This window comes from Nostoc sp. C117, assembly GCF_043099735.1.
Classification (GTDB): Bacteria; Cyanobacteriota; Cyanobacteriia; order Cyanobacteriales; family Nostocaceae; genus Nostoc.
The window spans coordinates 902,832-924,609 of record NZ_CP170991.1; the positions used below are offsets into that span (position 1 = coordinate 902,832).

Genomic DNA, 21,778 nt, shown 5'->3' on the forward strand with positions numbered 1-21,778 from the left:
CATGTACCGAAAACAGGGGCAAAATCCAATCTCACCAGAGAACTTTGAATTTCCGTTTTCAGGCAAGTTGTCATCAGATAATCGTTGGATTATTCTGGCGAATTTAATACCCTGGGCAGAATTTGAAGAGGAATATTCATCCGGGTTCTCTGTAGAGATGGGAGCGCCAGCAAAGTCATTTCGGATGGCATTAGGGGCATTAATAATCAAAGAAAAACTAGGAATAAGTGATAGAGAGACAGTAGAACAAATCAAGGAAAACCCTTATCTACAGTACTTCATAGGGATGTCATCCTATATTAATGAAGCTCCATTTAATGCATCGATGCTAGTCCATTTTCGTGAAAGAATTAGTGCAGAATTAGTAAACAAAGTAAATCAAGAAACTGTTAAGAGGATACTAGAGACAACATCTTCGACTTTAGCAACTGAATCAATTGAATCAACTGAATCAACTCAAAAAAAAAAAGAAGAATTAGAAAAAGAAGATAACACGCCAAAAAATCGGGGAGAATTAATATTAGATGCGACTTGTGCGCCAGCAGACATCAGCTATCCAACAGATTTCGAGCTATTGAACCAAGCAAGAAAACAGACAGAACAAATAATAGACCTTCTTTATGAACAGATAAAAGGTACATTAGAGAAAAAACCAAGGACTTATCGGGAAATAGCAAGAATTGACTACTTAGAAGTCGCTAAAAAGCGTCGTGTATCCCAAAAAGATAGGAAAAAAGCGATTAAAAAGCAGCTTCAATATATCAAAAGAAACTTATCTCATATTGACCAGCTAATCAGAACAGGAGCAACTCTAGAAAAACTAAGTACTAGACAATATAAAATGTTGCTTGTAGTTGTAGAAGTTTATCGTCAACAACTATGGTTGTATGAAAATAAAAAACAGAGTATTGATGACCGAATCGTTAGTTTAAGCCAACCACATATCCGTCCAATTGTCCGTGGAAAAGCTGGGAAAGCCGTGGAATTTGGGGCAAAATTATCAGCTAGTTATTTTGATGGATATGTATTTTTAGACCATATTAGTTGGGATAATTTTAATGAATCAGGAGACTTAAAAGCACAAGTAGAAGCATATAAAAATTATACTGGCTATTATCCAGAATCGGTTCATGTAGATAAAATTTATCGCACAAGAGAGAATAGAGCTTGGTGCAAAGAAAGAGGTATTATCATCAGTGGCCCTCCTTTGGGAAGACCACCTGCTAATCTTAGTAAAGAAAAAAAGAAACAAGATTTAGAATCTGAGAAAATTCGTAATTGTATTGAAGGAAAATTTGGGCAAGCTAAAAGAAGGTTTAGCCTCAATCGAGTGATGGCGAAACTTTCCCATACTTCTGAAACTGCAATTGCTATTACTTTTTTAGTGATGAATCTTTCTACTCACCTGTCGCGCGTGTTTTATGCTTTTTTATGTCTATTTTTGAAAACTGCACCTTTTTTGCAGTTTCCTATAACTGAAAGTTATTATTTTCTGAATTAGAGACAACAAAAGCTTATCTTTCATTTTGCTTGAATAACTAGTCAACCCAAAAGAATTGCTTTTTCATACTTTTTCAGCAACCCCTACTTATACCCGCATTTCTCACAAGCTTGAGGGAAGGGGCAAAGGAGCAGAGGGGAAAGAACAAGGCACATTGAACTCTCCCCTGCTCCCCTGCTCAAGCAAAGGCTTTGAGAGATGTGGTGAGAAATCCGGGTTATAGGTGGAAAATTGACAGACAGTGGCTAAAACGGTATAAGATATAGTGCATCATACGTAAATCGTTGACTTATGCCTAGTGTTGAACCCGACGACAAACGAGAGCATCGCATTCAAACAGAAATTATTGTAGATGCTGAAGACAAAGAAGACCGGGCTATGGGTTGGTACTACTATCTCGAAGAAACTCTAAATTTTCCATTTATGGCTAAATGGACTAAGAAGGGGCGCAAATCAGCCTCATTAGAGGAGAAACAGGTTGAAGTACTGGGAATGGCACCAGATGATGAGTGCTTAAAAGATATGCTTGTAGAAGTGGCTGATATTAATGGTAAGGATGATGATGTGTATTCTGCAAAGTTATCTGAGATAGTAGCCATTGATGCTGACACGGAAACTCAAGAAGCGATCGCAGACTGGCTCTATTGGATTGCTAGAGGATATAAGTTTTAAATTTTACGATAAATTCCGAATCACGCGGCAGGGATTACCAGCTGCGACAACATTTTCAGGTATATCTTTAATAACTACACTGCCAGCACCAATGGTTGTATTATCACCAATAGTTACACCTGGACAAATAATTGCACCGCCACCAATCCAGACATTATTACCAATCTTAATTGGGGCTGCTAGTTCTCTACCAGAAAGGCGAATATCTGGTTCTGTAGGGTGATAAGCAGTGTAAATTTGCACGTAAGGAGCGCATAAGACATTATCGCCAATGTGAACTGTATTACAGTCTAAAATTACACAGCCATAGTTGATAAATAATCTTTCGCCAGCGAAAATATTACTACCATAATCGCAGTGAAAAGGTGGGAGAATTATTATTTTTTGACCAACTTTTCCCAATAATTCCTGCAAAATTTGTTGTCGTTGCTCTTGCTGTTCTTCAGTTGTAGAATTGTAACTTCGCAACAAACGACTAGCCCGCTTATTTTCGGCAGCCAATTCTGGATCTTCTGCAAGGTATAATTCCCCTGCGAGCATTTTCTGTTTTTCGGTTTTTTCCATAACAGATTTATCGAGCTTGGAGATTAGACCTCTTGCAAAAGTACTTTTTGCAAGAGGTGGGAAAAGGGAAAAGGTTAAAGGGGAAGGGGAAAATACAAAACCTTTCCCCCCGCCCCTTATCCCCTTCTTGGGACCCCACCTTCCCCTTTTCCCGACTTCTGGAAGAAGTCTATTGTCTGCAATATACCTTATAACAATTCTCGATCAACGCTCAATTATCTTCGGACTGAAGAGAAGAAATTAAAAATCAAACATACGCAGATTAACTAAAATATTGCATAAGTAGCTTTTCCTTCGCGTTTAGCTCGGTACATAGCAATATCGGCATCTCGTAGTATGGTTGCTGGCTCTTCATAGTTAGTACAATTCCAAGCAATTCCAATACTAGCTGTAGTACATAACTGATTTCCATCAAGGCTGAGTGGTAAGCTTAAGGAATCTTGAATACGTTTGGCAACATTGGTGGCGTCAGTAACATCTTTAATATCCTCTAAAAGAACAGTAAACTCGTCACCACCAAATCGTGCTACAGTATCACCACTTCGTAAGCATGACTCTAAACGTCTAGCGATCGCTACTAAAAAATCATCCCCTACTCCATGCCCAAAGCGATCGTTAATCTCCTTAAAGTTATCTAAATCCAAAAACAAAACTCCAAGATAATAATCACTTTTGCGTTTGCTACGTTCAATTGCTTGTCTAAGCCGATCTAGAAATAAAACACGATTTGGTAATGCTGTGAGTCCATCATAAAAGGCATTGCGGATTAATTCTGCCTCTGTCTGCTTGCGTTTAGTAATGTCTTGAAAAACTAAAACTGCACCAGTAATATTGCCATCTCGATCGCGGATGGGTGCAACATTATCCTCAATAGGTATTTCTTTACCATCTTTGGTGATTAGTGTACAGTTGTCCGGTAGATTTAAAATTTCACCTGTTTCGATTGTATATGTAGCTGAATTTATAATTGGTTCTCCTACATCTTTGTCAACTAAGCCAACAACTTCTACTAAATCTTTACCGAAAGCTTCGCTTTGCTTCCAACCAGTGATAATTTCTGCCATTGGATTCATCATTTGAATAGAACCATTTGCATATGTCACAATTATTGCACAACCAATACTGTTAATAATCGCTATCAGCCTCTGTTTTTCTTCCTCTAATCTCTTGTCAGTCTGATGTTTATACAGAGCCATTTCAATCACAAAATGTAAATCTCTTTCAATAAATGGTTTGACTATATAGCTAAAAGGCTCATCAATATGATTTTTTTGTAATATTTTATATCTGTAATTATCTATTAAATAGACTACAGGCAAATTAAAACTATTTTGGATAATATTCCCTAGCTCTAAACTGTTACTTTCTCTATCTATGCAGATATCAATTAATACTAAATGTGGATGAATTTCTGCTACTTTTTTTATTGCCTCTTGACTAGACTCGGTAATTTCGGGAACGGAATAGCCTAATTTTTGTAAACTATTTCTAATATTTGAGGCTAGGTTTTTTTCATCCTCAACAACTAGGATTTTGCGGGCGAACATGTTACAATTACCTGTTTGCTAAGGTTGAGATTTTGTTGTCATTCTCAACTCGATCTAAAATTTGATAATTTTATCATAAACAATCTTTCAGTACCTTGCTAATTCGCAAACACTATGTTGTTTATCTGTGATAATTTCTGTGTTTCCTAAACCTAAATATAATTACTATATGCAGCTAATATCATGTTATTAATGTTCAATCAAAAATTGAACTTCAGAAATATGGAATAATTATTTTGCTAAAAAGTAAAATTGGTTACATATGATGTCTATTTAAAAATTAATCAAGAAGAATTCACAACATAATAGTAAATCTGTAATTCCTTTTGTTGATGAAGAAGTTTTGAGGCAGGATAGAGCAGCTGTAGCGAGTCCGCATAGTCCTTCCCTACCTGACGCTGTGCGAAGGAAGAAGCAAGCTACGCGCAGCGTCTCATATAGATCGTCGGCAGAAGTTAGAAACTATTGATGTCTGATTTTAATTCCTGCATTTTGTACCTCATACCAATTTAACGTGAAGTTGCACATATCTTGATCCCCCTAAATCCCCCTTAAAAAGGGGGACTTTATTTAATAGATGTTTTTCTGGTTCCCCCCTTATTAAGGGGGGCTAGGGGGGATAGAATTATATGGAGCTTCATAAAAAATTGGTATCAGTTACTTGCAAACTGCTGTATTTCAGCCTCAGATAAACCCTCTGCCTTCACTATTTTATAAGTTTTGATTTAGAAAAACATGCTTTGTTTTTCAGTGGGTGGCCTTAATTTTAGTGAGTTCAATGGTAATTTTGCCACCAAAATCTGGAATAGGTGCGCCAGGTTTGGTGAGAGTAACTTGGACTTGTGTTACACGATCGCATTGTTGGAGAATAGAATCTGCGATCGCTGTTACTAGCTTCTCCAACAAAGCAAACTTAGAGGTTTTGACCAGATGTTGTATCAAGCTAATAACGCTGCGATAATCTAAAGTGTCTTCAATGGCGTCAGTATTCGCCGCTCTGGAGATATCCAACCATAACCTCACATCCACCTCAAACCATTGTCCTAGCACTTGTTCTTCTGGCAAATATCCAGTGTAGCCATAGCAGCGAATTCCGGTTAAATGAATGCAGTCCATAGAAGTTTGAGAGCAAATTGTGTGCATTTTGTAGAAGGTGTAAGTAGAGCGGCGTAAATAATTCAAGGTTTGTAGTGTTCGCGTAGCTTGCTTCCCCGGAGGGGTACACTACAAACTAATCTCAATATTTTTTACATTACTTAATGTACTTTGATTTACTCTCGCCTACTTACTTAGTCACTCAGGGCGAACTTTCCCAGACGGATTTTAAATTAAATTTCCCGAAACAAAATCTAAAATTTAAGATTGTTTTATAGCTATGTTTGATTTGATGCCGATCGCCTTTAAAAATATTAATCAAGTTTGGGCTTATATCTTAACAGAGACGCTAAAGCAGCTGGGATTGACTTGTGCCGTCATTTGTCCGGGTTCACGTTCCACACCCCTAGCAATGGCCTTTGCTCAACAAGTACCTGATATTGAAGCAATTTCCATTCTCGATGAACGTTCAGCTGCATTTTTTGCCTTGGGACAAGCTAAAGCAACTGGACGCCCTGTAGTACTACTTTGCACCTCTGGTACAGCCGGAGCTAATTTTTATTCAGCTGTTATTGAAGCTTCATATAGTCGCGTACCACTGTTGGTATTAACTACCGATAGACCAGCAGAACTGCGAGATTGTCACTCGGGGCAAACCATAGACCAGTTGAGATTATATGGTAACTACCCAAATTGGCAAGCAGAGTTAGCCTTACCCTCTGCTGATATGGGAATGTTAGCTTATCTCCGACAAACGATCGTTCATAGCTGGGAAAGAACGCAAACGCCTACCAAGGGTGCAGTACATTTAAATATTCCTTTTCGCGATCCCTTGGCGCCTCTTCCCGACGGACTTGACTTGAGTGTTTTACGGTCGCAGTTCCACCCAGAAGACTTCTTCGCAGAAATAGCAAACCCATTCCCCATTTCCCATTCCCCATACCCCATATCCAAAGAGTGGAAAGAATGCGATCGCGGTATCATTATCGCTGGTGTTGCCCAACCCCAGCAACCAGAGGAATATTGTAGAGCCATCGCCTACCTTTCCCAAACTCTGAAATGGCCTGTTTTAGCAGAGGGACTTTCCCCAGTCAGAAATTATGCCCAACTCAACCCCTATTTAATTTCCACTTACGATCTGATTTTACGAAATCAGCAACTAGCCAAGCAATTAACACCCGAAATGGTGATTCAAGTGGGTGAAATACCTACAAGTAAAGAACTGCGTACCTGGATAGATGCAACCCAACCACGACGCTGGATAATTGACCCCAGTGACCAAAACCTCGATCCTTTGCACGGGAGAACAACGCATTTACGGGTTGCGGTAGAACAAGTGGGAGAAGAAGACACGGGGATATGGGGACACGGGGAGGCGGCGAAAGTACTCTCCGCTTCTTCCCCTAGCTATCTCCAAGAATGGTGTACAGCAGAAATGCAAGTTAGGTTAGTTATTGAGCAGACAATGGGGAAAATAGATCAAATCATTGAGAGTAAAGCAGCTTGGTTAATTTCTCAGATTTTACCGCTCGGAACGCCACTGTTTATTGCTAATAGTATGCCTGTGCGGGATGTGGAATATTTCTGGAAACCGAATCATTTACAAGTGCGATCGTATTTTAATCGGGGTGCAAATGGCATTGATGGCACATTATCCACAGCTTTAGGAATTGCTCATCGCCAGCAAAGTAGTGTGATGTTAACGGGAGATTTAGCTTTGTTACATGACACTAATGGTTTTTTAATCCGCAATAAGTTTGTCGGGCATTTGACGATCGTATTAATCAATAACAACGGCGGTGGGATTTTTGAAATGTTACCCATTGCCAAATTTGACCCACCATTTGAAGAGTTTTTTGGCACTCCCCAGGATATTGATTTTGCCCAGTTGTGCGCTACTTACAATGTGCAGCATGAATTGATTACTTCTTGGGAACAATTGCAGCAAAAATTAAATCCACTCCCAACTACAGGAATTCGAGTTTTGGAGTTGCAGACAAATCGCAAAACAGATGCAAAGTGGCGACAGGAGAATTTATCGCACATTCCGCAAGTCTTCCAGGTAAGTAGATAATAGAACTGCCTTAAAAACAGGGACTGGGGACTGGGGACTGGGGAAGGTGGGGTTCCAATACTTTTCGGTTAAACCCAATAATCTCTTTTTTGGTCTGGGGAAAGGTTAAAGGGCAATGGGGAAAGTGAAATTACAAACCCTTTCCCTTTCCCCTTTCCCCCTTAACCGAAAAGTATTGGGTAGGGTTCCCTCTGGGGATAAGGGGTAATGGGAACAGTGGTTAAAATTGAGGGATAAATCGCTCACTACAAACCCTTCAAAATTAATGCGATAGACCACTAGTAGTCTATCGCACCTGGTGAATCTGGGCATCAGTGAGAGGTTAAGGTTATAGAGCTTTTGTCAATAAGCAATAATACTTAAAATTATGCTGCCAATGGAGCTAATCAACAGAATTTTCGGGCTAGCGATCGCGTCATATTTAAAAGCATCATTTGTTCTTGCCTGAAAATTCAGTACGTAAATTTATTTAGTACTCAGATATTTAGCCAATTTTCAGCAAAATTACTAGTTGACAAAAATAATTTTATCTTAACCTCTCACGAATGGGAATCTGGGTGTTCAATTTTTAATTCCCGTCGTGGCAATACCCTGAATAAACTGACGCTGACCAATGAGAAATAATACCATCACTGGGATAGTTGATATTGTCACAGCTGCCATCATCAAAGGCCAGTTATTCGTAAATTGCTCCTGAAACTCAGCTAACGCCAGCTGCACTGTCCTTAATTCTGGTCGTGTGGTAAATACCAAAGGCTTAAACAAATCATTCCATTCACCGATGAAGGTGAACAAAAATAGCGTTAATAATGCCGGACGGGCTAAAGGTAACATCACCCGCCATAAAATTTGCAGTCGGTTCGCCCCGTCTATAGCTGCGGCTTCTTCTAACTCCACGGGAATTGTCTGGAAATATTGACGTAACAAGAAAATGCCGAAGCCATTGACCGCAGTGGGTAAAATGAGCGCCCCATAGGTATTTATCAGGTGTCCCCATTTCAATACCAAAAAGATGGGAATTACTAACAATTGAAAGGGAATCACCAAAGTTGCTAAAACTACTAACAGCAGTGCTTGGCGTCCCCGAAACTTCAGGCGTGCGAGGGCGTAACCAGCCAAGGCAGAAGTGACAATCTGAAACGCCGTCACCGCGATTGCTACCAAGGTAGAATTAGCAAACGCCAGCAAAAATTTACCTTGCTGCCATGCAGCCTGATAATTAGCTAAAGACCAGTTATTTTTAGACAAATCTTCTGGGTTCGCGGCCGTCGATGCAAAGGAGGTGACAAAGACCACAAACAGCGGTAGCAGAACGATAAATGCCCCTAGCAGTAAGACTACTAGGCTCAAAAAATCGCCAGATTTGAAATTCCAGTTCGGTTTGGACATGAGTGCAAAGGCAAAGCATTTGTTTCTCTAGGACTAGAGCATCGACCCCAGCAAAAGCTAATCTATAAATATAGTTACTTGTTAAGTTAAATTAAACCACAATGATTGTTACCCTCTGTTCATAGGGTAAATTGAATCCTGGTGTTAAATAATTCAAGTTTACAGGAGTAAACATACCATGCAGCAGCTTGCAGACGAAGTTAAAGAAATTGATTTCAAGAGTGAAACATACAAAGATGCCTATAGCCGGATTAATGCCATCGTCATTGAAGGCGAACAAGAAGCTCATGATAATTACATCCAATTAGCCCAACTGCTACCAGATTGTGAAGAGGATCTGATTCGCCTGTCTAAGATGGAAAGCCGCCACAAAAAGGGATTTGAAGCTTGTGGACGGAATTTGCAAGTCACCCCAGATTTGCAATTTGCCAAAGCATTTTTCTCTGGACTACACCAAAACTTCCAAACAGCCGCCGCTCAAGGCAAAGTCGTTACTTGCTTGTTGATTCAGTCTTTGATTATTGAATGTTTTGCGATCGCAGCATATAACATCTACATCCCCGTTGCTGACGACTTTGCCCGTAAAATTACTGAGGGAGTAGTCAAAGATGAATACAGTCATCTCAACTTTGGAGAAGTTTGGTTACAAAAACACTTCGCCGAATCCAAAGCTGAACTAGAAGAAGCAAATCGCCAAAACCTACCCATCGTTTGGAGAATGCTCAACGAAGTAGCAGATGATGCCAAAATTTTAGCAATGGAAAAAGATGCTTTAGTAGAAGACTTTATGATTCAGTATGGTGAAGCATTAAGTAACATTGGTTTTACAACCCGCGATATTATGCGTTTGTCAGCCTACGGACTCACAGCCGCTTAAAGAGTGCAAAGTTGTGAGTGCTGAGTTATGAGTTATGAGTTATGAGTAAAGAAATTATCTTATTTTCTTTGTCATTTTTAATCTAATTCTTTTTACTCAGCACTCAGCACTCAGCACTCAGCACTCAGCACTCACTTAGCGATCAAGACAGCACAAGGCTAATAATCACTACATGTTTGGTCTAATTGGACATCTGACTAGTTTAGAACACGCTCAAGCGGTAGCTAAAGAATTGGGATACCCAGAATATGCCGATCAAGGGCTAGACTTTTGGTGCAGCGCCCCGCCACAAATTGTCGATAGCATTACTGTTACCAGTGTCACTGGACAAACAATAGAAGGACGGTATGTAGAATCTTGTTTTTTGCCAGAGATGCTAGCTAGTCGTCGCATCAAAGCAGCAACCCGCAAAGTGCTTAATGCTATGGCTCATGCACAAAAAAATGGCATTAATATTACGGCTTTAGGCGGATTTTCTTCGATTATTTTTGAAAACTTTAAGCTCGAACAATTTAGCCAAGTCCGCAATATTAAACTAGAGTTTGAACGCTTCACCACAGGAAACACCCACACTGCCTATATTATTTGTAAGCAGGTAGAAGAAGCATCAAAACAACTGGGAATTGAACTCTCAAAAGCAACAGTTGCTATATGTGGTGCAACCGGGGATATTGGCAGTGCAGTTACACGCTGGCTAGATGCAAAAACAGATGTCCAAGAACTTCTACTAATAGCCCGCGATCAAGAACGTCTCAAAGAGTTGCAAGGCGAACTGGGACGAGGAAAAATCATGAGTTTGAGCGAAGCACTACCCCAAGCTGATATTGTAGTTTGGGTTGCTAGTATGCCCAAAGGCGTGGAAATTGAACCCATCGTTTTGAAACAACCATGTTTGTTGATTGATGGTGGTTATCCTAAAAATTTAGCAACAAAAATTCAGCATCCTGGTGTATACGTGTTAAATGGTGGAATTGTAGAGCATTCTCTGGATATTGACTGGAAAATTATGAAAATCGTCAATATGGACGTACCAGCACGCCAGTTGTTTGCTTGTTTTGCCGAATCCATGTTGCTGGAATTTGAGAAGTTGTACACGAACTTTTCGTGGGGGCGTAATCAGATTACCGTAGACAAAATGGAGCAGATTGGTCGGGTATCAGTGAAACATGGATTTAGACCATTATTGGTTTAGTCATTGGTCATTGGTCATTAGTCATTGGTCATTTGTTATTTGCGAATGACTAAGGACAAATGACAAAGGACAACTGACAAATTTATAGATAACTCGTAACTCATAATTCCTACGATGGCAACTACTGAACGTAAACCGCTACTGTTGGATTTTGAAAAGCCCCTAGCAGAACTTGCAACCCGAATCGATCAAATTCGGCAACTTGCAGAAGAAAATGGCGTTGATGTTTCTGGTCAAATTCGCCAACTAGAAGCACGTGCTACGCAACTGCGGGAGGAAATTTTTACTAGTCTATCCCCATCTCAGCGATTGCAAGTCGCTCGTCATCCGCGTCGCCCTAGTACTCTCGATTACATTCAAGCAATTAGTGATGAATGGATGGAATTACATGGCGATCGCTGTGGTGGTGACGATCCGGCATTGGTTGGTGGTGTTGGGCGTCTAAATGGGCAACCGGTGGTCATGTTAGGTCATCAAAAAGGCCGCGATACCAAGGACAATATTGCCCGTAACTTTGGAATGCCTTACCCTGGCGGTTACCGCAAAGCATTGCGGTTGATGGAACACGCCAATAAGTTTAGTATGCCGATACTAACTTTTATCGACACGCCGGGAGCTTGGTCTGGGGTAGAAGCCGAACACCAAGGTCAAGGAGAAGCGATCGCCTACAATTTGCGGGAAATGTTTTGCTTTGATGTGCCAATTATCTGCACAGTCATCGGTGAAGGTGGTTCCGGTGGCGCACTCGGAATTGGTGTAGGCGATCGTCTCCTGATGTTTGAACACTCAGTTTATACCGTTGCGACCCCCGAAGCCTGTGCCGCCATTTTATGGAAAGATGCTGGCAAGGCTCCCCAAGCCGCCGTCGCGCTGAAAATTATTTCCCACGACCTGAAAAGCCTGGGAATTATTGACCAGATATTGCCCGAACCCACAGGTGGCGCTCATTCCGATCCTTTAAAAGCCGCTACCACGCTCAAGCAAGTACTGTTAGAAAATTTGGAGGAGCTCAACCGTTTAACGGCTCCAGAACGCCGCCAACTGCGCTATGAAAAATTCCGCAAAATTGGTGTTTTTACAGAAGTTGCTCACTAACACTAGTGCATAATAATTTATTCGCTGAGTAGCAATGCTATAATTGCCTATGGTGCTTAAAGATTTTTAACAATCTGATTAACCATAGGCATTTGTATGTTTGGAAAATCTACTTAATTTGATTGAGTGGCTTTTGTGTTATTAGAGAAGAATGCAAAAGTTAGAATGGGCTATGCAGCGTTGCGCTAACAGGAGTCATAATCAATGAGTGGGGCATCTAAACCCACCACTTTATTGTATTGTTGAACACCAAATTTTAAATTTGGTGGGCGACTTAAACCTGTTTATTCATTCGCCAGTTGTATAGAATTTATTCTGAATTCTGACTCCTGAATTCTGTATTCTTCTTCAAGTAATTTACTTTGAGTCTATGGGGTGATTTCTCAGGTGATGATTTGTCGTCTTTACTGGAAAAACCCACAATATACCAACTATCGAATTGCAATATAGCAGTTGCTCAATGAAAATCATCAGATTTTTAGATTCTTTTAATCTATCGAAACTCAAAAAAGATGAGAATAATTGGGTAGTAATAGGCTTTGGTAACTGCCAAAAAATTGAGAGACACCATGAGTCCTGAGCAAAAACGACGCGCCCTGATTACAGGGGCAAGTAGTGGAATTGGGAAAGCAACGGCTTTAGCCTTTGCAAAGGCGGGAATAGATGTTGCCTTAGTTAGCCGTTCTTTGGATAAATTGGAGGCGGTAAGAGAAGCCTTAGAGCCGACTGGGGTGGAAGCAAAAGCTTACGCTATAGATTTAGGGAAGATCTCCCAAGTAAAAGAAAAGATCCAGGCGATCGCTCTTGACTTTGGTGACATAGATATTTTGGTAAACAATGCTGGCATCGGATATACAGCTAGCTTGAGCGAAACTCCCCTAGAAGGTTGGCAACAAGTAATTGACCTGAATCTCACCAGCGTGTTTCAGTGTATTACAGGGATATTGCCTTTAATGCGCGATCGCGGCAGAGGCACAATTATCAACATCGCCTCTATTGCCGGCAAACAAGCATTTGCCAACTGGGGAGCATACAGCGTCAGCAAAGCAGGTTTGATTGTTCTATCTCAAACCTTGGCACAAGAAGAACGCGCCCACGGTATTCGTGTCACAGTTATCTCTCCTGGTGCAGTCAATACCGAAATTTGGGACACAGAAACAGTCAACGCCAATTTTGACCGTTCCAAAATGTTAACCCCGGAAATTGTCGCCCAGTCAATTCTCCACACAGTTCTGTTACCACAACAGGCAGTTATTGATGAATTGACCATAATGCCCAGTGCTGGCGCACTCTAATTAGTCCTTTGTTATTTGTCATTATTCCTTTGCAAATGACCAATGATAAATGACCAATGACCAATGACCAATGACCAAACTATAACCAAAACCCAATCATGACTATCGCTAGTTCCAATGGTTCCAATTTCTCTCAATCACCTTTGATTCCCGACTTGGCAGAAGCAATAACTCCTCGACCCGATCGCAATACCCACAACGGGCGACAAGCAGATGTGTCCCCGCCAAAAGAGGAACAGATGGAGGAAATGAAAGATGCCGTGCGGACATTAATCTTGGGCATTGGAGAAGATCCAGAACGCGAAGGACTCCTCAAAACACCCAAACGAGTAGCCGAAGCAATGCGGTTTCTTACCAGTGGCTACAACCAATCTCTTGAAGAACTCGTTAACGATGCCATCTTTGATGAAGGGCATAACGAAATGGTACTAGTTAGAGATATTAATTTCTTTAGTATGTGCGAACATCATATGTTGCCATTTATGGGTAGAGCGCACGTTGCTTATATCCCCAACCAAAAAGTTGTAGGACTGAGTAAATTAGCCCGTATTGTCGAGATGTATTCTCGCCGCTTGCAAGTACAGGAGAGACTAACCCGCCAAATTGCCGAAGCAATTCAGACCATTCTCGAACCTCAAGGTGTCGCCGTTGTCATGGAAGCTAGCCATATGTGCATGGTGATGCGGGGAGTTCAGAAACCAGGTTCTTGGACTGTCACTAGCGCAATGGTTGGAGTGTTTAAAGAAGAACACAAAACCCGCGAAGAACTCTTTAATTTGATTCGCCACCAAGCAGCATTTTATTAGGGTATAGGGCATGGGGCAAACCAGTACTGAGTGAGGAGTGCTGAGTGAGGAGTGAGGAGTGAGGAGTTTTGTTTATTTCCTTATCCCCTTGTCTCCTTGTCCCCTTGTCCCTAGTTGCTGAAATAGGAGTGCTACCAGATCTAAATCCTTATCTCCAGGTGCGCGTTCTACACCACTAGATAAATCAATACCATTAGGATTTACCTGGCTCAAAGCTTCCACAATATTATCTGCTGTTAGTCCCCCAGCTAAAAACCAAGGGCAACTGGGATTAAATTGCTCTAGGATTTTCCAATCTAAGGTTTTGCCTGTACCACCCAGTTGTTGTGGATGGTAAGCATCAAGTAGCAAAGTATCTACATATTTTGTGTAATCATTGCTTGTCTCAAGATGTTCAAAACTACGAATTCTAAGTGCTTTAATAATTTCGACATTCGGTAAAAATTCACGTAGCTGGTAGCAAAAATCTGGTGATTCGTCTCCGTGTAACTGGACGCCAGTTAACCCAGAATCAACAACTGTCTGCTTGATTTCGTTAATGGTAGTGTTGGCGAAAACACCAATCTTGTCAATATTTTCTGGTAATGGTGTCACTGCTGCGCGAATTTGGGATGTGGTAACGTACCGAGGTGAGGTAGGCACACAAATAAATCCTAGTGCCGTTGCGCCAAGAGAGGCGATCGCTACAGACTGTTGTGGTTGAGTGATACCGCAAATCTTAACGCGCATGAAAATCTCACAAATTTAGAATAATCACCAGAAAAGTCTAGACTATCTAAAAAACTTTTGCGCCCGGTAATTTTATAATCTTGTAGGTCTAGATCAACTTTTCCATTTAGGAGACAAAAGCTTGTTTTCATCTATTTTACTAGCTGCTGCATCTGTTCCCGCAACACCTGCGTGGACTCCCACAGTCGGGATTATCATCAGCGTCAGTAGCCTATTAGTTGTTTTGCTAAGTACTAAGATTGAAAAACCCTTAGTAGGTCCCAAGTTCCCAATTCTGCCGATCAGTATTCCAACATTCGTTGGTGCTATGGCTTTTGGTCATCTTATCGGCATTGGCATAGTTCTAGGACTGACTAATATCGGTCGTCTGTAGTTCTGTAAGGGACTGACAAAGAAAAAACATCCCAAATTTTCTTGTGGGATGGGTGTCCGCACCCGTCCGATATTCAGGGCGGGCAGGATGCCATTGGTGTTAAAACGCAAAAGTTATGTCCCACAAGGAACTGAAGTTCCTTGCTAATAGCAAAAGTCATCTGAAGATGACTAAATATCCCCAAAAATTTTTAGTCTACTTCAGTAGACTTTAACTATTAGCCTTGAACTAAAGTTCAAGGTGGGCGATCAGGCCAAGCGTTAAGCTACCCATAGCTTAAGTTGACACCAATGGCAGGATGCCCACCCCATAAGATGGATAATTTATTTCTTGGAAGTTCCTAATGCCAGAGACATTACTTGTAATGTCACCTTGAAGAAATAGACAAGGGGACTTAGCGAAATCTGTCCCCTTTTCCCCTTGTCCTTTTGGATAAAGAACTCCTGCCTTTTCTTTCCCCTCTGCCCCTCCGCCCCTCCGCCCCTCCGCCCCTCCGCCCCTCCGCCCAATTCCCCCATTCGAGGGTTTTGCTCACACCCATTAATTGTCTATTCTAGAAAATAGAGCATTTTATAACCGAGCATTAATTCAGTGATGTTTGGAATATATATTTACTGAGCTTTACGTAATATTACAGTATAGAAACTACTGGAAATATCTAGTTGTAGGACAATCTAATGCAAACAAATTGGAAAATTGGGTCTTTATTTGGAATTCCGCTGTTTTTAGACCCGTTGTGGTTTGTCATTTTAGGGTTGGCAACTCTCAACTTTGGGGTAGCTTACCAAGAATGGGGGAATGTCATAGCTTGGAGTGCTGGAATAGTTATGGCATTGCTGCTATTTGGTTCGGTGTTGTTACATGAGTTGGGTCACAGCTTGGTAGCCCGATCGCAAGGGATTAAAGTTAACTCTATTACCCTGTTTTTGTTTGGCGGTATCGCTGCTATAGAAGAAGAATCTAAAACTCCGGTACAAGCGTTTCAAGTGGCGATCGCTGGTCCTTTGGTGAGTATCATACTGTTTTTGCTGCTACGTTTAGTAGTTATTGTTTTACCTGATACAAGCCCACTCAGTATGATGGCTGGAGATTTGGCGAGAATTAACTTGGTAGTAGCTTTATTTAACATGATTCCCGGCTTACCTCTAGATGGAGGACAAGTATTAAAAGCAGCAGTTTGGCAAGTAACAGGTAATCGTTTTCAAGCCGTACACTGGGCTGCAAAGGCTGGGCAAATTTTGGGTTATGGTGCGATCGCCTTAGGATTTATTGTAGATTTCTTGACTAGGGAGTTAGTAACTGGTTTGTGGATTGCGCTGTTGGGTTGGTTTGCTGTCCGTAACGCCAACAGTTATGACAACGTGACGACATTACAAGAAAGCTTGTTAAAAGTAGTGGCGGCTGATGCCATGACCCGCGACTATCGGGTAGTTGATGCTGACCAGACATTACGTGCCTTTGCCGATTTATACCTATTGGAAACTACCCCTCTCCAAGTTTATTTTGCTGCTTCTGATGGACGTTACCGAGGTCTAGTTTCCATAGACGATTTGCGTTTAATTGAAAGAAGTCAATGGGAAATCCAAACTTTACATAGCATTGCGCGTCCCCTGACAGAAATACCTACGGTTGTGGAATCCACTTCTCTGGCTGAGGTCATTAACAAACTAGAAAAGCAGCAATTACCTCGGATTACCGTGCTTTCTCCGGCTGGTGCTGTGGCTGGTGTAATCGATCGGGGAGATATTGTGCGGGCTTTGGCGCAAAAGTTAAATTTACAGATAACCGACGCTGAAATTAAGCGGATTAAAGAAGAAGGTAGCTATCCGCCTGGGCTGCAACTGGGAGTCATCGCAAAATCCACTGCAAAATAAGTGTCATAGCTTCGTCATGGGTTTGCAATAGATATGTCAAAAGCCTGTGTGATATTTAATTTGGTATTTGGTTACAAAATGCTTTTTTTGGGTTCAAGGTAGGGTCACCTACCTTTTTTCCTTTTTTAGGCAGTCTAGCGATCGCCTCAGAGATTATTTATTGGAAAATTCAATTAAATCTTAAAGTGAGTAAAATGTAAGGACGTGATATACTACGTCTCTCACTTACCCTGGTTTTATGGGACTGCCAATTGTTGCTATTATCGGACGCCCAAATGTGGGCAAATCTACCCTGGTTAATCGTCTCGCCGGGGAACAAACGGCGATTGTCCATGATGAACCGGGAGTGACACGCGATCGCACTTACATGGATGCCTACTGGAGCGATCGCGAATTTCTGGTGGTAGACACCGGAGGTTTAGTTTTTAATGATGATACCGAATTTTTACCATTGATTCGCCAACAGGCAATGACAGCCCTCGCAGAAGCCAGTGCGGCTATTTTTGTCGTTGATGGTCAAGTAGGACTAACATCGGCAGATCAAGAAATCGCCACCTGGTTACGCCAGCAACCTGTACCCGTCTTATTAGCTGTAAATAAATGTGAATCCCCAGACCAAGGCTTAATCCAAGCTGCCGAATTTTGGAAATTGGGATTGGGCGAACCTTATGCCATTTCCGCGATTCATGGGAGTGGTACAGGAGAATTACTCGACGACTTAATTCATCATGTACCCACTGTTGGGGAAATCCCAGAAACGAACGAAATTAAAGTTGCAATTGTGGGACGCCCAAATGTGGGCAAATCTAGTTTACTCAATTCTTTTGTTGGGGAAGAAAGGGCGATCGTCAGCCCGATTTCTGGTACAACCCGCGATGCAATTGATACCGTCATCGAACGGGATGGACAAACTTATCGCTTGATTGACACCGCCGGTATTCGTAAAAAGAAACAAATAGAATACGGTACGGAATTCTTTAGTATTAACCGGGCTTTCAAAGCGATTCGTCGCGCTGACGTGGTTTTATTAGTCATTGATGCCGTCGATGGAGTCACAGAACAAGACCAAAAATTAGCCGGGCGGATTATCGACGAAGGTCGAGCTTGCATCATCGTGGTTAATAAGTGGGATGCTGTAGAAAAAGACTCTTACACAATCTACGATTACGAAAAAACTCTGCAATCACGGTTACATTTTACCGAATGGGCAGAAACAATCTTTGTCAGTGCCTTGTCAGGACAACGGGTAGAAAAGATTTTAGAGTTAGTGAAAACAGCGGCGGAATCACACAAACGCCGTGTTAGCACATCAGTGATTAACGAAGTCTTAACAGATGCAGTTAGCTGGCATTCACCACCAGCATCTCGTGGTGGGCGTCAGGGCAAGATTTATTATGGTACACAAGTCAGTACCCAACCACCAGCGATCGCCTTATTTGTCAACGAAGCCAAACGCTTCAACGACAACTACCGCCGCTACATAGAGCGCCAATTCCGCCAACAGCTAGGATTTAAAGGCACCCCAATCATTTTGCTGTGGCGGAGTAAAAAAGTTCGTGATATGGAAAGTGGGAATGTTAATCGAGCAACTCGCGTCAAATTAAGTTAACAGAGGCGATTAATCACATTTGTACAGAAGTTATGAGTTAAAGTCAAAACTGCTAAATATAAAACCCTATCGACTTGAGTTTGATAGAAACACAAGTTGAAAGTTATAAGCCAAAACTCCTAACTCCTAACTCTAAAATGGATTTACTGCGATCGCTGCCACTTGGACTTTATTTAGAACAACCCCAAACTTGGCTGCATAAAATCGATCCGCGAGTCAAGTTTGCCTGGTTAATGAGTTTTTTAACCAGCTATATATTATCGAACAACGTTTGGCGTGTGCTGCTGGTAGTAATATTGATAGTTGCGACCTTACTTGCTAGGATTCCCCAACGAGTATGGCGGCAGCAAATGGGTTGGTTATTGATGCTATCATTTTTCGTCTTAGCGATCGCCGCCATTACTCCCGATGCAACTGGTGTAAATTATCAACCGCGCTTGCCAGCGAATGAACAAATCTTAACCCAGCCAGCAAACTCGAATAATGTAGTTCAAGAAGAAACAGGCAGTCAAAAACAAAAATATAGTTACGTACTATTTCACAAAGGCATAGTTAAAGTGACTCGCCGCTCCTGGGATTTGGGGGTAAATCTGAGTAGTATTATATTTACCGTCATTTACAGCACCAACCTTTATCTACTGACAACCGCATCAGAAGAAATCACGTCTGGCATAGAAAGCTTAATGCAACCCTTGCGGCGTCTAAAGTTGCCTGTTACAGAAATTACTTTAACTTTAACTTTATCTTTGCGCTTTATTCCCCTAGTTTTAGAAGAAGTACAAAATCTATTTCGCTCTGTAATGACAAGGGCAATCAATTGGAAAAAGCTGGGATTAAAAGGAGCATTTAAGCTTTGGATGACAGTCGCAGAGAGACTGTTAGACAATCTCCTCTTACGAGCGGAACAAATGGCGAATGCAATGATGGTGAGGGGTTTTACCAGTCCCAATGAACATCGAGTCCAGTGGCACGAATTACGATTAAAAGCCCTTGACTGGTTGGCAATTGCAACTTTAGTCTTATTCTGGGGAATACGACTGGCGATAGGAACTAAAGTCTAATTTTGGATCGAGAAAATAGTTCAGAGCAAAGTCTAACGAGCTATTTTGCTAAACAACGCTGAATAAACCTCAACAACGCTCCCAATTATGGGATTTTTGTATTGACAACGTTTATAAACAGTATGACCAAGGCTTGGTATTGGCGATCGCTACCCTTAGAGAAACGTACAGGTTCAGAAGTTTTTACCGCTCTGTTTCGCCCCACTACTGCGTCGGCAATTGCTACCCTACTGGAAAGTCCTTACCCAACTCCAATCGAACATCCTCAACTTAGCCGATATTCTATCTGTGCAGGTACTCCTCGTATAGTTGATGATGTCCCACAGATGTGGACACCAGAACTAGGACAGGTTTTTCCCTTCCTAGAAGAGTTATTGCAATCTCAAGGACACGGGGAAAAAGGACACTCTGATGCTGCGAGTGTTTGCGATAAATTCCCCGCATCATCTTCCCCACCTCCCCACCTCCCCTTCACCGGCGGTTGGTTGGGTTGGCTAGGCTACGATGTGGCATGGGAAATTGAACGGCTACCCCATGAGAAAATTGATCCCCTACCATTTCCTATAGCTTTTTGGTACGAGCCAGATTCTTTTGCCATTTTGGATCACGCACAACAAATTCTGTGGCTAGCCGCCAGCGATACGAGTGGACTCGATGAATTACAAGAGAAATTGGAGAAAAGACAAGGAATTGAAGAAAGAGACAAGGGGACAAGGAGACAAGGGGACAAGGGGAACAGAGCAGAATTTTCTCCCTCATCCCCTATTTTTTTGACCTCGCAAACAGATTATGAAACAGCTGTCAACCAGGTGAAAAAATATATTCAGGCTGGAGACATCTTTCAGGCAAATCTTTCATTGCGATTTCAAGCGTCTACAACGGCTTCTGGTTGGGAAATTTATCAAACCTTGCAAAAAATTAATCCTTCTCCCTTTGCCAGCTATTGGCAAACACCTTGGGGAGAAGTGATGAGTTGTTCGCCAGAACGGTTGGTACTGTTGCAAAATCGACAAGCCGAAACTAGACCGATCGCCGGGACGCGATCGCGTGGCGCAACCCCAAAACAAGATATGCAACTGGCACAAGATTTACTCAGCAACACCAAAGAACGCGCCGAACACATCATGCTCGTGGATTTGGAACGCAATGATTTAGGGCGAGTTTGTGAATGGGGAAGTGTTGTTGTAGACGAATTGCTGACAATTGAGCGATATAGTCACGTGATGCATCTTGTCAGCAACATTAAAGGCACTTTAGAAGGCGATCGCACCAGGATTGATTTAATTCGTGCCACCTTCCCCGGTGGCACAATTACCGGTTGTCCCAAAGTCCGCTGTATGGAAATAATTGAAGAACTAGAACCCGTGCGGCGCAGCTTATTCTACGGTTCCTGCGGTTATTTAGATTGGCGCGGTAATTTAGACTTAAACATCTTAATCCGCACCCTGCTACTAGCCCCTGCGAATGAAGATGAGGGACATGAGGGACTAGGGAGAGAAATTACTTCCTCATCCTCCTCATCCTCCCACTCCCCACTGAATATCGTCTGGGGACAAGTTGGTGCAGGAATTGTCGCAGACAGCGATCCTGAGAGAGAATGGTACGAATCTCTACACAAAGCTCAAGCACAACTGGCAGCGCTAAAAATGCTGAATAATCAACAAGGAAATTGAGCATAGGGCATAGAGCATAAGGTATGAGCTATGGAAAGAGGAGAACAGAAGATGGGGAGATGGGAGATAAACAAAACTCCTAACTCAGCACTGAGGATTCTTTTGCCCTATGCCCATTCACATAAGCTATGTTGCTCCATTAAGCGACAGTTGTGGCAGTATGGAAAGAAGTTAGAAAGTTGCCTGTTGCCGTTAGAAGTTGATCGTAAATTAAAGGCAGTAGACCCCTTCTCTACCAAACACTCTCGCATTCGTCTACAGGTAGCTTCAGTTTCAGTCACGGTAACAGTAGCCTTATGTAACTCTCTTCAATTTTGAATTTTTAACGGGTGTTTTCCCTTGCTACGCCAAA

At 41.9% G+C, this 21,778-nt stretch carries 18 protein-coding genes; 13 read left to right on the forward strand and 5 right to left on the reverse strand.

The window, feature by feature from the left end; translation table 11 throughout:
• The first annotated feature begins 1 nt into the window (after position 1).
• On the forward strand, positions 2-1,501 hold the full coding sequence (locus ACFG4S_RS05415) for an IS5 family transposase (RefSeq protein ID WP_392530881.1): 1,500 nt from the start codon (positions 2-4) through the stop codon (positions 1,499-1,501).
• A gap of 291 nt (positions 1,502-1,792) precedes the next feature.
• Complete coding sequence (locus ACFG4S_RS05420) at positions 1,793-2,173, forward strand: calcium-binding protein (protein WP_392533820.1); 381 nt, start codon at positions 1,793-1,795, stop codon at positions 2,171-2,173.
• A 3-nt stretch (positions 2,174-2,176) separates the two neighbouring features.
• Here ACFG4S_RS05420 and ACFG4S_RS05425 read toward each other — a convergent pair whose 3' ends face one another.
• The 3 genes from ACFG4S_RS05425 to folB form a co-directional block, all read right to left on the reverse strand.
• Positions 2,177-2,737, reverse strand: coding sequence for a sugar O-acetyltransferase (locus ACFG4S_RS05425; RefSeq protein ID WP_392533821.1), 561 nt, complete (start codon positions 2,735-2,737; stop codon positions 2,177-2,179).
• A gap of 266 nt (positions 2,738-3,003) precedes the next feature.
• Positions 3,004-4,284 carry a diguanylate cyclase domain-containing protein gene (locus tag ACFG4S_RS05430; RefSeq protein WP_392533822.1) on the reverse strand — a complete coding sequence of 427 codons (1,281 nt, stop codon included), beginning with the start codon at positions 4,282-4,284 and terminating at the stop codon, positions 3,004-3,006.
• Between the two features lie 747 nt (positions 4,285-5,031).
• Positions 5,032-5,400 carry a dihydroneopterin aldolase gene (folB, locus tag ACFG4S_RS05435; RefSeq protein ID WP_392533823.1) on the reverse strand — a complete coding sequence of 123 codons (369 nt, stop codon included), beginning with the start codon at positions 5,398-5,400 and terminating at the stop codon, positions 5,032-5,034.
• Positions 5,401-5,659: 259 nt separating this feature from the next.
• Between folB and menD the strand changes: the two genes are divergently transcribed.
• The gene (menD, locus tag ACFG4S_RS05440; RefSeq protein ID WP_392533824.1) at positions 5,660-7,453 is read left to right on the forward strand and encodes a 2-succinyl-5-enolpyruvyl-6-hydroxy-3-cyclohexene-1-carboxylic-acid synthase; all 1,794 of its coding nucleotides are present in this window, start codon (positions 5,660-5,662) and stop codon (positions 7,451-7,453) included.
• 561 nt (positions 7,454-8,014) lie between these two features.
• Here menD and ACFG4S_RS05445 read toward each other — a convergent pair.
• The gene (locus tag ACFG4S_RS05445) at positions 8,015-8,842 is read right to left on the reverse strand and encodes a carbohydrate ABC transporter permease (RefSeq protein ID WP_392533825.1); all 828 of its coding nucleotides are present in this window, start codon (positions 8,840-8,842) and stop codon (positions 8,015-8,017) included.
• A gap of 178 nt (positions 8,843-9,020) precedes the next feature.
• On the opposite strand from ACFG4S_RS05445, the gene ACFG4S_RS05450 reads away from it, so the two are divergent.
• The 5 genes from ACFG4S_RS05450 to folE all read left to right on the forward strand — a co-directional run bounded on the left by ACFG4S_RS05450 (position 9,021) and on the right by folE (position 14,107).
• Positions 9,021-9,719: an aldehyde oxygenase (deformylating) gene (locus ACFG4S_RS05450; RefSeq protein WP_392533826.1), complete on the forward strand. Its 699-nt coding sequence runs from the start codon at positions 9,021-9,023 to the stop codon at positions 9,717-9,719.
• A gap of 172 nt (positions 9,720-9,891) precedes the next feature.
• Complete coding sequence (locus ACFG4S_RS05455) at positions 9,892-10,911, forward strand: long-chain acyl-[acyl-carrier-protein] reductase (RefSeq protein WP_392533827.1); 1,020 nt, start codon at positions 9,892-9,894, stop codon at positions 10,909-10,911.
• Positions 10,912-11,025: 114 nt separating this feature from the next.
• Entirely contained in the window at positions 11,026-12,006 is a 981-nt protein-coding gene (locus tag ACFG4S_RS05460) for an acetyl-CoA carboxylase carboxyltransferase subunit alpha (RefSeq protein ID WP_392533828.1), read from the forward strand.
• A gap of 569 nt (positions 12,007-12,575) precedes the next feature.
• A complete protein-coding gene (locus ACFG4S_RS05465; protein WP_392533829.1) occupies positions 12,576-13,301 on the forward strand; it encodes an SDR family oxidoreductase in 726 nt (241 codons plus the stop codon).
• A 98-nt stretch (positions 13,302-13,399) separates the two neighbouring features.
• Positions 13,400-14,107: a GTP cyclohydrolase I FolE gene (folE, locus tag ACFG4S_RS05470; RefSeq protein WP_392533830.1), complete on the forward strand. Its 708-nt coding sequence runs from the start codon at positions 13,400-13,402 to the stop codon at positions 14,105-14,107.
• A 72-nt stretch (positions 14,108-14,179) separates the two neighbouring features.
• Here folE and ACFG4S_RS05475 read toward each other — a convergent pair whose 3' ends face one another.
• Positions 14,180-14,836: a phosphoribosylanthranilate isomerase gene (locus tag ACFG4S_RS05475; protein WP_392533831.1), complete on the reverse strand. Its 657-nt coding sequence runs from the start codon at positions 14,834-14,836 to the stop codon at positions 14,180-14,182.
• 121 nt (positions 14,837-14,957) lie between these two features.
• Between ACFG4S_RS05475 and psaK the strand changes: the two genes are divergently transcribed.
• The 5 genes from psaK to ACFG4S_RS05500 all read left to right on the forward strand — a co-directional run bounded on the left by psaK (position 14,958) and on the right by ACFG4S_RS05500 (position 21,426).
• The gene (psaK, locus tag ACFG4S_RS05480; protein ID WP_392533832.1) at positions 14,958-15,209 is read left to right on the forward strand and encodes a photosystem I reaction center subunit PsaK; all 252 of its coding nucleotides are present in this window, start codon (positions 14,958-14,960) and stop codon (positions 15,207-15,209) included.
• Positions 15,210-15,886: 677 nt separating this feature from the next.
• The gene (locus ACFG4S_RS05485; RefSeq protein ID WP_392533833.1) at positions 15,887-17,083 is read left to right on the forward strand and encodes a site-2 protease family protein; all 1,197 of its coding nucleotides are present in this window, start codon (positions 15,887-15,889) and stop codon (positions 17,081-17,083) included.
• A 238-nt stretch (positions 17,084-17,321) separates the two neighbouring features.
• Complete coding sequence (gene der, locus ACFG4S_RS05490; protein WP_392533834.1) at positions 17,322-18,692, forward strand: ribosome biogenesis GTPase Der; 1,371 nt, start codon at positions 17,322-17,324, stop codon at positions 18,690-18,692.
• Between the two features lie 137 nt (positions 18,693-18,829).
• Positions 18,830-19,753: an energy-coupling factor transporter transmembrane component T family protein gene (locus ACFG4S_RS05495; protein WP_392535915.1), complete on the forward strand. Its 924-nt coding sequence runs from the start codon at positions 18,830-18,832 to the stop codon at positions 19,751-19,753.
• Between the two features lie 122 nt (positions 19,754-19,875).
• A complete protein-coding gene (locus ACFG4S_RS05500) occupies positions 19,876-21,426 on the forward strand; it encodes an anthranilate synthase component I (protein ID WP_392533835.1) in 1,551 nt (516 codons plus the stop codon).
• The last annotated feature ends 352 nt before the right edge of the window (positions 21,427-21,778 follow it).